This is a genomic window from Comamonas sp. AG1104 (assembly GCF_003350425.1).
In the GTDB taxonomy this organism is placed as follows: Bacteria; Pseudomonadota; Gammaproteobacteria; order Burkholderiales; family Burkholderiaceae_C; genus Comamonas; species Comamonas testosteroni.
Window position 1 is genome coordinate 847,662 of sequence record NZ_QQAS01000001.1, and the last position, 16,290, is coordinate 863,951.

The window sequence follows — 16,290 nt, forward strand, 5'->3', positions numbered from 1 at the left end:
GGCGCGGATGTTTAGCCTAGCCCACATCACTCGCAATCTGCTATTAGCAGCCCTCGTCGCCGCACCTGGCCTGTCCCTGGCCCAGGTGCCGCCGAAAAAGCTCCCGACCTACGACTGCCTTCGCGGAAATTCCAGGTCTGCCCACTGTGAGCAACTGCTCCGCAACTATTGGCAGCACGAGCCGGCCATTCGCGCGATCGCTGTTCACTACGGACTGGAACCTGCGCTGCTAATGGCTCTCGTGGCTATCGAGAGCCAATTCAACTCGCGTGCGAGATCGCCTGCAGGTGCTCTCGGTCTCACTCAAGTCATGCCAGATACAGCCCGTGGCGAAGGCTTGCAGGACCCAAAGGTGAACCTGTATCAGCCCGAGATTGGGCTGGCCACCGGCGCAGCTTACCTGCGAAAGATGTGGTTCGAGTTTAGAGACTGGGAGCTGGCACTCGCCGCATACAACGCCGGCCCTGGCGCCGTGCGTAAGCACAAAGGCATTCCGCCGTACCGCGAAACACAAGCCTACGTCCCCATGGTTCTCGCTTTGTACCGCGAGTTTGCCTGGGCAGACGCCATGGCCCGAGCAAGCAAATGAGGAACGCAATGAAATTTCATCACCTAGGACGATGCGTGGCAGCTGTCGCTGTTGCGCTTACTGCCTGGCCGACCATGGCACAGGAAGCTGAAGGCACCAGCGCCAAATCAACGCTCCTGCAATCAGAAATCGAAGTCACATGGCAGGACAAGGCGCAAGGCCTGGCTCAACTCTTGGCAGATCGGCTGGGCGTTCCCTTCAGCAGCCCAGTACCACTGGACACTCAGGTGTCCGTCAAACAGGCAGGCGGCTCCACGGTCGCCAATCTGATCTCGACGGTCAACAGCCAACTCCCTCCAGGGATCAAGCTTCAGCTCACCGAAACTGCTGCTGGCACCAAGCTGGAAGCAGTAGCAGCGAGCGCACCGACTACAGCGGTGGCCACTGCAGTGGTACAGGGAAGCGCACCATCGCGCGCGCAGATTGAGGGACTGTTCACAACCAGCGCAGTTCCAGGCTCGGGCTCGTGGGTGGACCAGGCGCGCCAACACTGGAAAGCCTCCTTCACTGACGGCTCTGGACAGCCTGCACGTCGCTGGGAGCTCAAGCTCCAGGACGTAACGCTGAACAAGGCCTTCACACGCTGGGCCGCAGAAGCCGGCTATCGCGTGCGCTGGGATGCGCGCAAGCATGTCGTGATCGGAAGCCCCGAGACCTACGAAATGCCATTCGAGCAGGCCGTGACCGCCGCCCTGTCGTCACCAGGCATTCAAGCGAGCGAATACCCGCTCGATGTCTGCTTCTACCCCAATAACCCGCCCTTGGCCCGTATCACCCGCCGTGGCGAGCAAGACAAGGAATGCACCCAATGATTCTGGCCAACCTAAAGCACAGCGTCGTACCCACGGCCCTCGTTTCTGCTCTGCTGCTCGCAGGATGTGTCTCGCCCGCAGTCACCCAGCAAGTTCGTGGCCACATTGACAGCTCCATGGAGGCCGCAGGTGTCATGAATCGGAGCCTGCGCGTAGAAGAGTCCACACAGGGCCACAAGACTGCCACAAATGCAGCGGCAGCCCGTCAGCTCTCGCCCATCGTTGCGCGCCGTGCATCGCGTCCATGGATCGGCTCGGAGATGATCGAGATCAGCTCCGAAGACTCCCTTCCCGCCATCTTCGATGAAACCTTCAAGCTCATCAGCTTTGAAGACAAAAGCACTGGCGGCAAGGTCAGCCTCGCAGTTTGGGCCGAACGCATGTCCCGCATAACTGGCGTTCCGTTTCGCATCAAGCAGGACGTATACAGCTCGGCGTCATCGGCAGTCGCCTCTAGCCCAAGCACCGCCCAGCCGGCCAAGCCCGCGACCGCCACAGTTGCAGGAATGAGCATGCCTGCACCTCTGGCCGCTGCTGGCCAGGCGAGCGTCGAGGTCATACGCCCTGGTCCAAACCTCCTGCTCGACACGGTTGAGATGGACTGGAAGAACAACACGCCGCGCGGCATCACTGAGTTCGTGACAGCCAGGCTGGGACTGTCCTATGCGTATCGCGATGGCGTGATCATTATTGAGCGCTACGTCACAGAAACCTTCGAGATCGCCGCTCTTGAAGGAAGCAAGGACTTTGCTATGAATTTGCAAGGTGGCTCAACCTCGGGCGCAAGCAGCACCACCGGCGCCACCGGCAATTCCCAGTCAAATTTCCGCATCGACGAAGCTGGATCACTGGACATCTTCAATTCATTCATGAATAGCCTGCAGCAGATGGTGGCTGCGGTGCCCGGATCATCCATCGCTATCAACCAGGGTACCGGTAGGTTCGCGGTGACGACGACCAAGGAAGCCATGCAGCGCATCCGCCAAGTGGTCAAGTCCGAGAACGAGTCGCTGACACGCCAGGTCCGCATTCAGATGGACATCTACTCCATCACGACGAAAGACGGCGACGAGAAAGGCGTGAACTGGGGCGTGGTGCTCAATTCGCTGACCTCCAAATGGGGCGCCACCATTGATTCGCCCACTTCGCTGGTGGGCGACACGGCTGGCCAATTCGGGATGACGATCCTCTCTTTGGCAAATGGAGGCAACCCGAACAGCGGCACGGTAGCACGCTGGGGAGGCTCACAGGCGGCCATTCAGGCGCTGAACGAGTATGGCACCAACATCCAGCATCGCCCCATTGAAATGCAGGCGATGAACCGCCAATGGGCTCGAAAGACCAACCTCAACGACCGTTCATACGTGTCTGAGACGCTGCCTTCAACCTCCACTGCAGCCGGCTCAGGGTCAGTGGGCATGAAGACTGCCAATGTCACTACGGGCGATCGCTTCATGATCCAACCCGCGATCTTGGACAACGGCTCAGTGCAGTTGAGATTCGGCATCAGCATGACCAACCTGGTGGCGATGACTGAGACGACCTCGGGCCAGGGTACTTCGATCTCAAGGGTCCAAAACCCCGAAAGGTCAGGCATCGACGATCAATCGACGGTCATGCTCAAAGCTGGCCAAGTCATGGTCCTCACCGGCATGGCCCGCTACAAAGCCAAAGACAACCGCCGCCGTCTGGCTGAAGGTTGGAGTTTGCTCGCTGGCGGCTCTGACGCGCAAAGCCTGGAACGTGAGGAATTCCTCGTTGTGGTTCGTCCTGTGCTCATGAACTGAGGCCACCATGAGCGCATACCTCATTGAGCGGCGCTATGTGATCGGCGTGACTTGGCAGCAGACTGTCCAAGCCGTGAATCTCAAGAAGCACGCACAACAACTTGCCCGCAAGGGGAAGGCGGACTACTACTGTACGGTAGCACCAGCCACCGTGGGCACCGCGAAACTCAAAGTCTCCAACCAGGGGGAAAAGCTCATCGCCTTGGCTACCGGCGTGGCCGCCTTCGCCAATGGCCATGTGTTTGCAGCCATCAGGCTCCCACAAGGGATCTGGATCTGCGCCGCAATCGACGGAGCACCAGCGACTGGCTTCGATGCGCTGGTGACGGACGAAGAAGCGGCTCGCGCGCGGCTGGCTGCATTTGAGCGCTTGGCCACCTCGTCCATCTCACTGTTCACGAGTGAGCCAGATTTACTTTACCCTGCCCCACAGGTTCAGCCCGTAACGCTGAGCCAGGTCATCAGCGCAGCAGCCAGTAATGAGGCAAGCGAGCCCTTGGCCAAGGTCGGCACCAGCATCCCTCCAGCTGTGCTCTACACCGTCGCCGGCGCGATCCTTTTGCTCGGGGGAGTTCGTGCTTGGGACTATTGGCAACTGGAGCAAAAACGCCAAGCAGAGCTCTTGGCCAACGCCAATGAGCTGGACCCCAAGACAGCATGGACTCAAGCCTTCCAAGCATATGCACAGGAAAAGTCTACCTACGGGCACGAAGCGCTACGCGCATTGCGCGAAGCCACTGAAAAACTACCCACCAGCATCGCGGGGTGGCGCCTAAAGGAGACCGACTGCAAGCCAAGCGCTGGCAGCACTTGGGGCTGCACGCTGAAATTCGAGCGCACCGCAGACGTGGGTCTCGACCCCACCAACGAGGACTTCGACCGCTTGCGCCCACGCGAGTGGACGGTCCGCTATTCCACAGTGGATGAAATAGAGGCTGTGATGCAAGTGTCAGCGCCTGCACGCCGCCTCAATTTCGATGAACTAACCCCACTGGCCACCCAGCAAGTACGTGGTCTCAGCTCGTTGCAGCTCATCTTGCGCGCTTTCAGCGGAAAAACCATCGGGCCATTCCAGCCGGAAGCAGTTCCTGCACCGCTCAACAAGGTCGGAGAGCCCGTGTCCATGCCTGCCGAGCTAGGGCTGGCCATCTACAAAGCTGCGTTGACCAACCTTAGCGGCCCCTTGCTCAGCGTGGATCTGCTGATCGCTCCAGAGGTGCCAGTGGCATGGACCTCATTCAAGGTTGACTTTGCCCGCCTGCCAAACGACTGGCAGGCCAACGGCGAAGCGTCTCTCAAGAAAAGCCTCATGACGGCCACATTGGCCGGAGAAATCTATGCAAAGAACTAAGCCCGCCGTTGCAGCCGCGCTGATTGGCTTCGCTATGCACGCTGCCGCCCAGGATCTCGCTGCGGCCGCATCGCAGCCACAGCCAGGCTATGGCTTTGCTCCAACCGTGAAGAAGCTCATGCAACTCGAAGCCGATAAAGCCGTTGAGGCTGCGCTCGGCCAAACGGGCGGCTCCGCTCCTTCAGCCGCGGCTCCACAAGCACCTGCACCAACGGTGCAGCCAGCCGTAGAAGTCCCGCCAGAGCCTCGCCCACTTCTTACCCTCGATGGCATCTACGGGCGCGGAGGCCGCTGGACGGCCGAGGTCGCTATCGACGGTCGAATCTACGCCTTTATGCCTGCAGAGACGAAGGCAGGCTACACAGCGAAGCGCATTGATGCGCGGTGCATCGAACTGCAGCACAACAAGTTCCCGCAGAAGCTCTGCAGCGACCGCTGAGGAACCAAAGATGCAGTGGCCATTCTTCTCACGTCAACGCTCAACAGTCCCAGCTCCACCGACTGCGACCACTTTCGTCCTCAGTCAACGTGTCATAAAGACCGAGACCGAGCTGCTCAAGGAAGTGAGCTTCCATCGCCCGCTCGGGAAGGACAAGGACATCAACCTGGCGGGAAGTCTGGCCCAGCACATCTGTCCTCTCGAAACACGAAAAGACAGCAAACAGTTCATTTTGCTCGTGAGCAACCGCCACCGAAGCTCGCAAGAACTACGGGCTACGACCGAGCTCCTCCTGTCCAAAAACTACCGTCTCGCACCAGGCGCCAACGTCTATCTGGTCGAGAGTGAAACCATCATCCATGCCGTCTCGCGTGGCCACATCGACGGGACCCAGGGGGAGCGCCTTCGCAACATCTTGGGCGACAGGGCAAAAGCCGGCTACTACCAGTCGTTCGAGGAACTGGTGCGTTACGGCGTAACCAACCGCGCCTCTGACATTCACCTGAACATCTTCACTGCCCAAGCACGCAGCGAGGTCCGGTTCACCATCGAGGGCAAGTACGTGGCCCCACCACGCTTCCACTTGCCAACTGCCACGCTTCTGTCCATCGCTGGAGTCGCGTACCAAACTGCCAAGGGCGTCAAAGACCCCGTTTTCAATGGCACTGTCGAATCCCAGTGCCGGATCTTCATCGATCTGGCCGAGTTTGGACAGTTCATGCTGCGCTGGGCGTCGATGGCCTGTGACGAAGGCCCGCAGATAACAATGCGGATCACGCCCATTAATGCCAAGAAAGAACCGCTGACGCTGGAGCAACTGGGCTACCTCCCTACACAGATCGCCATGCTGATGCGAGCCATGCGATCCGAGGGCGGTGCAATCATCCTCTCGGGGGTCGTTGACTCGGGCAAATCGACAACGATATCGACACTACTCAGTGGAGTTCCAAGCACGCGCAAAGTGATGACAGTGGAAGACCCGCGAGAAAACATCTTGCCTGGCAGTCACTTCCACCAGAACACAGTGAGTCGCGACCTTGAAAGCGATGAGGACCCTTTCAAGCCAAAGAAGAGAACATTAAAGCGAACCGCTCTTAACGATCTATTCATCGGCGAGATTCGTGACCAGCAAACCGCAGCACTGCTTCAAGATGCTATCGAATCGGGTACTAACTGCTACACGACTGTGCACGCTCGTAATTGCATGGGTATACCAGCACGCTTGATATCGCCAGGTATTGGCATTGACATCGATGTCGTTTCCACACCAGGGAACCTCAAGCTGCTGGGATATCAGGCGCTACTTCCGAAAAACTGCCCAGGCTGCAAGCTAAAGGCCACAAAGCTCCTCCAAGGTGAAGACGCAATAGAGTGGGAAGATTACTTCTCACGCATCAAACGTCTCTACGGCATTGAACCAGAGAAAATATATGTCAGAAACCCCGATGGATGCGATAAATGCCGGCGTGATGGATTGCCTGAACTGAATGGGCTACTTGGTCGCACCGTGGTCGCCGAGTTGGTCGAGCCTGACGACCATTTCCTGGAATGCATCCGCGACTCCAAAACAATTGAACTTAGCCGGTATCTGGCGTCATTGCGTACTGCACCCTATGACGATCCAGATATGACCGGAAAGTCTGCAATGGACTGTGCCATATACAAAATGAGCAAAGGTGAAATAGACCCTAGAGAGATCGAGCCTCGATTTATGTCGTTCGTCACAGTGGAACGACGCCGTGAAATGGCTGCAGTTCACACAAAAAATCTTCAATCTATTAAGAAGCTGCAGGCTGTGTGATGCATTCCATACTTGATTTTTTCTCGCCATTAAATCGCGCAGCACGTCAATTCAGAAGGCATCGTGCTGACTATTACGAGTATCTCGCAGACGTGCTTTCAGATTCCGATGGCCGAATTCTCATGCACGATATATTCGTGAAGGATGCTCAACGCTACGCGCCAAAGAACCGTTGGCAGAAGCTCCGCCCCCATCCGCGAGCAGTGCTTTCTGAATACTGGGCAGGCAAGTTTCTGGACACGGGCACAGACATCGGCGCTACTTGGCGAGGCACGCTGCCCGATGCAGACATGCTGATTATTGCTTCAGCAGCTAACCACGGAGGCACTGGATCAGTACCGGATGCATTGAAAGAGGCTGCGCGCTTGGTGAGAGTGGTTGATGAGGCCCGTAGCCTGTTTCTCTCAATCATTGCTGTAGCAATATTCGCAATTATTGTTGTCCTTGCAACTCTCACAAGCGTGCCTGCTTTTGTGTGGCCGCAAATTAAGGCGACCTTCGACTTCGTTCCTGAAACACTTTATGGTCCGCATGCATTGGATCTGGATCATTTCTCCAAGGTCTTCGCCTCATACATTATTCCTCTAGCAATAGGAATCCTAATACTTTGCATCGCATTTAGTTGGTCCTTGACACGCTGGAGCGGTCGCTCTCGTCAATGGGCGGAAAAGATAATTATCTACCGTGTCTACAGGAACTATCGCGGCGCGATGTTTCTTTCGACCCTATCCACTCTGGTGAAGCGCGGCTCTGGTCTAAACCTTCGAGAAGGCATAAAGGCAATCTCATTGCAGGCGGAGCCTTGGCTGCAATGGTATTGCCAACGCATTCAAGAAAATATCGAGCTCGGCTTTGTGGATGGTAGGCTATTCGATGTAGGCCTAATGGAGCCGGATGCTCTTTATTACTTGTTCGACATTTCTGAAGCAAAGTCTTTAGAAGCCGGCCTTCAATTAACAGGCCGCCGCACAGAGCGAGATATGGGCAAGAGCATTAAAAAGCGTGCATTCATCCTCCGATGGGGAATTCTGTTTGTATCGTTAGCAATAGTCGGTTGGGTTGTTTTCAACACATTTTCTGCCATTCAAGAAATGACCGATGCCGCAAAAATGGTTTTCCTGTAAGTCTATTTCAACCTGCTTTTTCAAGGAGCAAAAAACTATGCAGAGCTTTATCAATCAATCTCGTCGCATGCGCAAGTCGTTTCGACGCAAAGGAAAAGAAGATGGCTTCACGCTGATCGAATTGATGGTCGTTGCGGGCATTATCGTGATCCTCGCGGTGCTGGCATTTCCAGCGCTACAAGGACTCTATCGAGAATACCGTGCGCCGTACTTTGCGCGAGACCTTGCCAAGGCCGTGGCGTCGATCCAGGGCGCAGCAAACACCGTGGCCACTGCGACGCCGTATACGGGCGTGACAACGGCCACGCTGGCCAGCGCACTGAAAGACTCTGCTTTCAGCGTTTCCGGCGCTACCGCGACCCACTCCATACAAGCAACCGGATTGAACCCACAGGCAATTGCCGTAACCGGCACGCCTGGCGCCAATCTGCTGGTCACGGTCTCAAAGGTTCACGAGAAGGCCTGCATGCCGATGATTACGCAGATGGTGCGTGCAGCAGAAAGCATCAAGGTGGGAACGGTCGTCGTAAAGGCCGCTGGTGGCCAGCCTGCTATCGCAACGCTGCAAAGCAGCTGCGCGGTGCCGGCGGGCGTCGACATTGAATACACCTTCCAATAACTCCCCCGCACGCCGTGCCGCCTCTGGCACGGCCAAAGGACACTATGCTGCGCAAGCGCCCTCATCGTAAACAACAGGCTGGCTTCCTCCTGCTTGAGCTCATCGCTGTGCTTGGCTTGACCGCTGTTCTCGGCGTCTATGCATCCAAGGAGGCAATCGACAAGATCAACAGCGGCCGCGCAGAAGCTACTGGCGTCTACCTCTCGACGCTCAAGGATGGAATGGACAAGTTCCTGAACCTCAATGCCCAGGCCCTTGCCATGGGATCGGTTGTGGCCGGCTTCTCCGATCCGCTCGCTCCCACGATCGACGAGCTGCGCACTGCCAAGTATTTGCCTGCCTCATTTCCTCTCATCGACCCAATGAGACGCCGGCAACTTCTCACGGTAGATCGATCTGGCTGCCCCGGATCGGCATGCTCGCTGACCGCATATTCGTATAGCCACCTACCACTGACCGCCAGTTGCAATGGATATGCAGCCGATGGAGGCTGCGCGGCCGCCACGGGCTCCGTTTGGCATGTGCAAGCTGAAGAGATCAGATCCGCCAGCCAGGGGTATGGCACTACGGTGACCTTGCTTGCGCCGAGCCGCCTGCGTGGGAGCAGCTGTGACTATCCGGCTCCAGTGGGCGCAGGCCCAGCCACTTATGGCGTTTGCACGACCAGGACTGCAGCGATCTATTCTCAATTTGTACGCATCCGAGACGACCGAGATCCCGATCTGCAAGGCGACTTGAGTGTGGTGGGGAAAGTGAAGTCAGGTTCGCTCGTGTCTCAGTCGTTGTCAATCAGCAATGGGCCAACCGAGACCACCAACATCAACAGCAGCGGCGACCTGACGGTTAAGAACGGCTCTGGCATCCCTACAGCCGGCATCTCGATGAGCGACGGTTCTGGTCGAACGTACGGCCAAGTCATCAAGCCAACAAGCATTCAAATCAAGGGCAACTGGTGCGCAGGAACAAACCAGCAAGGCGATATTGCTCAGGATTCGACCGGCCAGGGACTTGTCATGTGCATCGGAGGCTATTGGAAAGGAATCTCCCCACAAAAAGATGCTGTAGCTGGAGGATGGTGTCCGCAGAATGGAGGAGTTGCATGGAATGCACAGGATATTGCCCTCTATTGCTCTGGAAACCAATGGGTACCGCTAGCAGATCGATTTGGAAAGAAGATATTTGTTGAATCTTACTCCGCGAGCAATGGGACCTGGGTATCTAAGCCAGCCTGCGTTTCTGGAACTGCGGGATCGATGGTTATCCTCACTCCCAAGAATCAAAGCACTGATGCCGTCAAGTTGAATCACTATGCCACTGACTACGGCTGGGCGTGGTTAATCTCGGTAGTAGATAACCTTGGTTCGCCAGCTACCGGCGAAGCAATTGCTCAGACTTATTGTATTTACTAAAGAGGCGCACATGAAACGCATACTCGTCGCGTTGGTCACTTTGGCGGCTTATTCGTCAAGCGTGATCGCCCAAAACTACGATTCCACCGGGACAAACCGCCTTTATGTTCCAACCCCTCCAACACCTCAAACAGTCGTCCCTGTCCCTGTCCCTGGCTATGGCGGCGCTCCTGAGGGGGCAGTGGTTACCATACATTCCTCAAAGACAGGCGCTGTCACAACCTTCTATGCTTGCGTGGTTAGGGCTGGGGCTAGCGGTGGACGCCCGCCGCTAACTAATGGCACCTCATGTCCTACCAACACCATTCCGATAGTTACGGCATCAGGCGTTTATCACGATGGCGGTGGCAACGATGGGGGCTGAGCCGCAGGGATAAAAAAAGGCCTGAAATTCAGGCCTTTTTTGCTTTAATACTGAGTACCAGTTCTGTAGCTAAACGACTTAGCGAAGTGCTTGCCGTTCACTGTCCCGGTGATTTCAACCTGGTAGGCGGTATTACTTTGCAGAGGCGCGTCCGGGACGATGAACACCTCATTCTCTTTAACCAAGCGCTGCGGGTCGTTGGAGCTCGTCAAGGTTTGCGCCTGGACAGAGCTACCGCTGCTGGTCACCTTATAGCTGCTAAGTGCAATCTTTTGCTGGGCTGGAGCTGCGACATAGATCGGCATGCCCATGGGCGCTGCGTTGAAGTCTCGGGCCGGGAATGGGCTAGGAGACTCGCCAATGAAAGCCGGCGCAACATCAGCTACGCCCTCGCAAGGGAACGTGCGAACGTCAGAGCCTGCGTATGCCACAGGCTGAGAACCCTGCGGCGTTCCAAAATTCACAACGGCAGCAGAGTAAAAGTTCGTCGTTCCAGGCACGGCTGAGATGTTTTCGCTAATCGAGAATCCTATGCCCATGTCGCTGTGCTCTCCCAAAGCTCCCTGCAGGTGGTAGACCGTCGCAAAAAGCTGTTTGATGTTGTCCAGGCCAGAGGGCTCGTCAGCGCTAAACCCGCCCGCCCCGGCAAACAAAGTTCCACCGCTGACAGCAGAAGCTATCTCAATCGCTCCCATGGTTTCAAATCCCGCCTTCGCGATGCGCTCGCTAAGTGTCGCAGCATAGAAATCCGGATTTCCAGCGTATTCAACATGGCCTAGCGTCTTATTTACTTGAAGATATTTGGCATGCCGCCCGGCTGACTCGTCCAGTTCCGCACGCTGCTTTACCGAGTTGAAGCCGCACATCGTACGATTCTTGTTAGTGAAGTCGTAAATGTCGGCCCGGTTCTTGTCTGCATAGCTGCTTGGCACGATGTTTACAGGGAAGTTCTCCTTCGGAGTCTCCGGGACGCTTCCACCGTTAGATGGTGTGTCATTACCACCGCCACCACCACCGCCGCAAGCAACTAGCGCGCAGGCAATTGCAACAATCGAGAGAGTGCTGGAAATCTTCATCTGGAACCTCTATTTCAAATATGAAAGCTGCGCTCGATCGACTGAAAAATCGAGTGCGAAAAATTGAATGGAAATTTGGAAGAGACGCGACAGTCTGTATGGACTGTGCTTGGTAACGATATGGCGTTATTTCATTGGTACTCCGCGTGGGACATATCTTGTGGGCTTCTCACAAGGGGTGACGCGAAGATTTCCAACGAAGCCTTGTGTAACTTTGCGTGACAATTGTATTTCTGTCAAGTGCCTCCAAAATAAAAAAAATGACCACAAGCTGTGAAAACAGCTTGTGGTCAAAATGGGCTACATCGTCAAAAGGTCTCTCGCGAGAGCCATCTCAATGCTTTCGCCCTCGTTGTCGTTGAGAACGTCCAGTCCACTTTCAGGCATATCGCCAGAGGTGGACTGCGATACCGCGATTTTCTTGGCCATGAGTCGCAGGCATTCCATTTGTGAAGTGCCGGCGTAGCCAAGGAAGATCACGCGAACATCATGCTTCTGACCAATGCGCCAGGAGCGCCTGGCAGCCTGAAGCATCGTGTAGACGTTGAATCCCGATTGCATGAAAGCGATCGTTGGGAACTCAAGCAAATCCAGGCCAGTCTTCACCAGTTCGGGATTGGTGATGAGCACATCGATGCCTCGCTCTACCTGGTCTGCTACCCAGTCTTCACGCTTGGCCGCATCTACGCTGGCACGCAGCACAGCTACCTTGAACCCCCTGGCTTCGAGCAGCATGCGCAACCGGGCCGTGGTGTCGCGGGTGCCTGAATAGATTGAATAGACCAGGACCTTGCGGCCGAGGGCTTTCTCATCCATGCAGAGCTCAATGAGCTTGGCCTCTTTCGGAGTGCATTCCACATCATCGAACAGAGCCGGCTGCATGTGCAGCAGCTCCTTGCTTCTTGGATGCCTCACCGTTTCCGAACGAAAGCAGCATTCTGGCCATGCAAGCAATACGTTCATGACCACACCCAACAGCGTGCTGTCCTTCATGGCCAAGGCCTGCTTAAGGATCTGCACCAGTTTCATCGACATAGCGACGTATGCCTCGGCTTGGTCATCGCGCATTTGCACGTCAACAAAGGACTCGTCATACGCCGGCAGCACCTTCTGCCCAATGTCCCGCAGCTTTAGGAATACCGTAATGGGAAGCACGTAACGCAAGATACCCACAGGGCCGAACCCTGGAGCCTTGCTTGTGCGAACAGTCACGCCTTTGCCCTTGGCCGTGCGGTGGGAAGTAGTTGAGGTCTCTTTGTAGATGTCCTTAAGCACTCCATGCACGCGCATGAAGCCCATGGTCGCGGCAGCCATGGAGCCGGTCTTGGATGGCTTGAACCCGTCCTCGATCAGCACCCTGGGATTGACGCGCCAGAGCAGGTGAAAAAGATCATCCGCATAGCCGCCCATGAGTGTGCCCGTCAGCAGCAGCACTTTTTCGCACTGACTGGCCAACACGCCCATTGCCTGACCCTGGGCCGAGCCCTCGTTTTTGTACTCGTGTCCTTCATCGACCACCAGCAAACCAAAGTAGTTGGTCGGCAGATAGCGCTTGATGAACTCCGTGGGCTGATAGCCGCCCTGCCCGATTGAAAACTCGAACGTGGCCAGGCTTCGCTCCATGCGCTTCGCCTGCTTGTCGCTGAATACAAGCTCCCCGTTCTCGTCCATCAAGTTCAAGAACTCGTAGACGTTGTCCTCCAGCATCGCAGCCAGTGTTTTCTCTCCAAACTTGCTGAGCAGCCGCTTCGCAGAAACCGGGCCGATGGTTGGCATCTGCTGAAGTGCGTTGAGCACCAGGTCGGACATAGAGTCAATGGGCCGCCCATTGCGAATCAGCGTCCACAGCGTCGAGTTGCAGTGTTCGCACTTTCGCCGGCGGTCACTGAGGACCTGCTTGGCCAAGGGCACGGACATGGGCAAGGTCTCGTCGTCATCGCCCTTCGATTCGAGCGGCCGCATGCAGCAAGGGCAGCATGCAGCCACGAAACGCTGGCCACCAACGAGGATGGTGCGCTCGATAAAGGACGGACGCCAATGAAACCCCATACGCATCCGCACACGGCCCAGCACGAAGAACTCCGGCTGGCTCGTTGTGATGCCCAAGCGGGCGCGCATCTGCAGCAGCTTGCGCAGCGTGTCCGGGCCATTCAAGATCCAGACCCGAGCGCCGGGTACCGTGTCAAGAATCTCCCGACGCCACTTGTAGACAAGGTGCGGCGGTGAGATCACAAGAGTGCGCGGATTGCGTCGCTGCAGCTGCTGAAGCAGCACAGACACGCAGATGGCCATCATGGTCTTGCCCGTGCCCATCTCCGCGTTCAAGACCGCAGCTGGCTCGCCTCGATCAGCCAGGAGCTTTACGATGGCCTGAACCGCTTCGGATTGCTCTTTGAATGGCTTGCGCTTCAAATTGTCGAGGATCTGCTGGCGGGCCAGCCAGACCTCGGACAGTTGATCGCGCTGCGGTAGATAGACAGGCGGGTTCTGTGACCGGACCTGATCGAGCAGCCCTTGGCCAAACTCGCGTATGAAATCTCCCAGGGGCAGGGTTTCATCAATCACTTCGGCCAGAAAATCTGCGCCTTCGATCGTGCCAAGTTCATCAGCGACTTCCTGTACCACCGGGGCGGCCTCGGCCGCAGTAGTCAATGCCTCTGTCACAGCGGGCTCAGCAATTACCAAATCGTTCATTGTTTGCTCCAAAAAAATGAGCGCACACCCCACAAAGGAGTGCGCGCCCAACGGTTAGATGAATGAAGGTGAGAAAGGCCTCTGGCGAGGCCTTGATGGAGTTAAGGAAGGAGAACGCGGTTGCGAACGCCCTCGCTTACATGCCGAATGAAGTGATCAGAAATACTTACACGCAGCGCGCGAAGATTTCCGATCCGTGGATAGAGGCCACCCCCGAGCTCGTGGACAGCGCCCTTCTCTCGACACCAGGCAATCAAGGGTGCTTGCCAGTGATCGAGCAGCGCAATGGGAGCCAAGGTTTTCACCAGGGTCCACACCTTTTCCTCGATGCCGGCGTCGACGTTGGACACGACCCAGCCAATGCGGTTGGGCTTGTCGATCTCCTGAAGGCGTTTGTCGTAGACGAACAGGTGGTTCAAGGGTCCAAAGAGGTTCTGACGCGGCAGACGGCCGGTGAACTTTCCCAGGCGCTCCGCAGATCCAACCTGGACATGGTTTCGCGTTCCTTCAGGGCTCACCAACGTGAAATCCGTGATTCCGTGCTCAGTCCTGCCCAGCTCCATAGCCGCGATGAACTGCATGGCAGAAGCATCGCGCCCATAGAGCGAGAGAAACATGAGCTCGCCCTCATCGTTACGCAGGCAAGCGTCGGCCCATAGATCCGCGAAACCCTCTATACGGTGAAGCGCTCTTTGCATGAAATGCTCCTTTTATGGAGCAGCCCACAAGGGGCGTGCCCCGTGTGGGTGGATGAAAGACTATGGATTCGGTATCCAGAGCCAGGCGGCGACGTAGGTACCGTCTTCCGCCGGCGCTACCAGCGGCAAGGGATCGATGACACATTGGTCATCGGCGTGGATCTCCCTGGCACGGGCGATTGCATCGGCGCACTCAGCGCGATTCAGATCCTGGTTGTTGAGAAGCCTGCCGAGCTGCGTGACAGCACCGGCAAGGTCGCCCGACTCCCAGGAGTCAACGACATCCCGCGCTGCTTCCTCCAGCTCATGCATGGGCAGCCGCCTTGCGTTTCTCCAAGGCGTCGTAGTGCATCTCGACCTGCAGTTTGAGGTCCTCGATCTGGGTCAGCGCCTGCGTATGCTGTTCGCGGACAACCTTCTCAGTCACACGCTTAGGCTTTGAAGCCACGAGCGTCTTGCTGAAATCGCCATCGCCGCCAAAGCCCATGACAAAGCGCTTGAAACCTCCCTCAACCAATGACACAGAGGCCGATGTGACGAGGGAGCTATTCAACTTACGTGTTGAGACGGTGAGCACACGCCGGTCGCCGAGATCAATCTCGGTGTTCCCACGGTGGCCATCACGGATGTTGTTAGAAAAAGATGTATTCATGGATCGCTCCTGGTTGAAGTGGATGGAGCGCGCCCCTCCCCTGCGGGAAAGGCCCGCACGGGTGGTTGAAGAAATGCCAAGGTCTCTCGACCTGGTGCGCTTTCGTGGCTCAGCGCGCCTTAAAACCGCTTCTGATAGGTCAAACGGTTTTCCGCAGCTCACCCTACAGGTAGGCTGGGGAAAACCGGCTGCAGCCGGTTCTCGTGGGTTTAATGGGTCCTATCAGAATCCATCACTGATGCACGGCTTGCTGCTGGAAGCAAGCAGGCCAAGCGCCAGTGACAGATCGAAGGCAACCAGGTTGCGAAAAGTCCGGTCAGATTCCGTCATGCGCTCCCCGAGATGGAGCATGACGTTCTCAAGACTTGCAGATGCATCACACGCCTTGTTGAGCGCATCCAAGATCTGGGGAATCTTGGCGGGCAGCTCTGCGAGTGCGGTGGCCATAGGCGCGTCCAGCAATGTCAGCCCCTGTTGATCGAGGCTGAGGATGTGTTCCAGTAGCTGGACGGTATTCATTGAGCTCGCCATTCGGATGGAAGCATCAACTTTGTCACCGACCAGTCAGCACTTGTCAGGACCCATACATACTCGCTGTTGACGAGGAATGCAGATAGTCGCTGGCCACGCGCCGCTTCCAAGTCGCGCGCAAGCATGACCATCTTCGTGTTGGCCAGCTCGCCTGGATCGCCACAGATGTGCCGCTGCAGGAGCTCGTGGGGATTGATGGTCCCCTGGCAAATTAGGTTGTCTAGGCCCAGCGTTGCTACGCATCGGCCCGGTCGAAACAGCGGTGTGTCATAACGCTGCGCTGGTTGTGCTGGCTTCACAGCATTTCTCAAGGACATCTCCAATCAAGTGAATGAACGAGGACG

General features: G+C 56.6%; 15 protein-coding genes. 9 read left to right on the forward strand and 6 right to left on the reverse strand.

Annotated features, from left to right (window positions below):
* The first annotated feature begins 7 nt into the window (after nt 1–7).
* The 9 genes from DFO48_RS03705 to DFO48_RS03745 all read left to right on the forward strand — a co-directional run bounded on the left by DFO48_RS03705 (nt 8) and on the right by DFO48_RS03745 (nt 9,931).
* Entirely contained in the window at nt 8–589 is a 582-nt protein-coding gene (locus DFO48_RS03705) for a lytic transglycosylase domain-containing protein (RefSeq protein WP_114862555.1), read from the forward strand.
* A gap of 227 nt (nt 590–816) precedes the next feature.
* Nucleotides 817–1,401 carry a TcpQ domain-containing protein gene (locus tag DFO48_RS03710; RefSeq protein WP_233506303.1) on the forward strand — a complete coding sequence of 195 codons (585 nt, stop codon included), beginning with the start codon at nt 817–819 and terminating at the stop codon, nt 1,399–1,401.
* Nucleotides 1,398–3,188 carry a hypothetical protein gene (locus tag DFO48_RS03715; protein ID WP_003055007.1) on the forward strand — a complete coding sequence of 597 codons (1,791 nt, stop codon included), beginning with the start codon at nt 1,398–1,400 and terminating at the stop codon, nt 3,186–3,188. Before DFO48_RS03710 ends, DFO48_RS03715 begins: the two co-directional genes overlap by 4 nt.
* A 7-nt stretch (nt 3,189–3,195) precedes the next feature.
* Entirely contained in the window at nt 3,196–4,539 is a 1,344-nt protein-coding gene (gene pilO2, locus DFO48_RS03720) for a type 4b pilus protein PilO2 (RefSeq protein ID WP_003055006.1), read from the forward strand.
* Entirely contained in the window at nt 4,526–4,978 is a 453-nt protein-coding gene (locus DFO48_RS03725; protein WP_003055003.1) for a hypothetical protein, read from the forward strand. Before pilO2 ends, DFO48_RS03725 begins: the two co-directional genes overlap by 14 nt.
* Before the next feature lie 10 nt (nt 4,979–4,988).
* Nucleotides 4,989–6,779, forward strand: a complete 1,791-nt coding sequence (locus DFO48_RS03730; RefSeq protein ID WP_114862556.1) for an ATPase, T2SS/T4P/T4SS family — start codon at nt 4,989–4,991, stop codon at nt 6,777–6,779.
* A complete protein-coding gene (locus tag DFO48_RS03735) occupies nt 6,779–7,903 on the forward strand; it encodes a general secretion pathway protein (protein WP_114862557.1) in 1,125 nt (374 codons plus the stop codon). The genes DFO48_RS03730 and DFO48_RS03735 overlap by 1 nt, the downstream gene beginning before the upstream one ends.
* Nucleotides 7,904–7,940: 37 nt before the next feature.
* Complete coding sequence (locus tag DFO48_RS03740; RefSeq protein ID WP_034371094.1) at nt 7,941–8,522, forward strand: prepilin-type N-terminal cleavage/methylation domain-containing protein; 582 nt, start codon at nt 7,941–7,943, stop codon at nt 8,520–8,522.
* Between the two features lie 44 nt (nt 8,523–8,566).
* Nucleotides 8,567–9,931, forward strand: a complete 1,365-nt coding sequence (locus DFO48_RS03745; protein WP_114862558.1) for a type II secretion system protein — start codon at nt 8,567–8,569, stop codon at nt 9,929–9,931.
* A gap of 408 nt (nt 9,932–10,339) precedes the next feature.
* On the opposite strand, the gene DFO48_RS03750 is transcribed toward DFO48_RS03745, so the two are convergent.
* The 6 genes from DFO48_RS03750 to DFO48_RS03775 form a co-directional block, all read right to left on the reverse strand.
* On the reverse strand, nt 10,340–11,371 hold the full coding sequence (locus tag DFO48_RS03750) for a CAP domain-containing protein (RefSeq protein ID WP_114862559.1): 1,032 nt from the start codon (nt 11,369–11,371) through the stop codon (nt 10,340–10,342).
* 300 nt (nt 11,372–11,671) lie between these two features.
* Nucleotides 11,672–14,065, reverse strand: a complete 2,394-nt coding sequence (locus tag DFO48_RS03755) for a DEAD/DEAH box helicase (protein ID WP_114862560.1) — start codon at nt 14,063–14,065, stop codon at nt 11,672–11,674.
* Nucleotides 14,066–14,166: 101 nt separating this feature from the next.
* Nucleotides 14,167–14,763: a hypothetical protein gene (locus DFO48_RS03760; RefSeq protein WP_114862561.1), complete on the reverse strand. Its 597-nt coding sequence runs from the start codon at nt 14,761–14,763 to the stop codon at nt 14,167–14,169.
* Between the two features lie 60 nt (nt 14,764–14,823).
* Nucleotides 14,824–15,075, reverse strand: coding sequence for a hypothetical protein (locus DFO48_RS03765; RefSeq protein ID WP_114862562.1), 252 nt, complete (start codon nt 15,073–15,075; stop codon nt 14,824–14,826).
* Entirely contained in the window at nt 15,068–15,415 is a 348-nt protein-coding gene (locus DFO48_RS03770) for a hypothetical protein (protein WP_029158312.1), read from the reverse strand. The genes DFO48_RS03765 and DFO48_RS03770 overlap by 8 nt, the downstream gene beginning before the upstream one ends.
* A 222-nt stretch (nt 15,416–15,637) precedes the next feature.
* Nucleotides 15,638–15,934, reverse strand: coding sequence for a hypothetical protein (locus DFO48_RS03775; protein WP_224648123.1), 297 nt, complete (start codon nt 15,932–15,934; stop codon nt 15,638–15,640).
* Nucleotides 15,935–16,290: the final 356 nt, after the last annotated feature.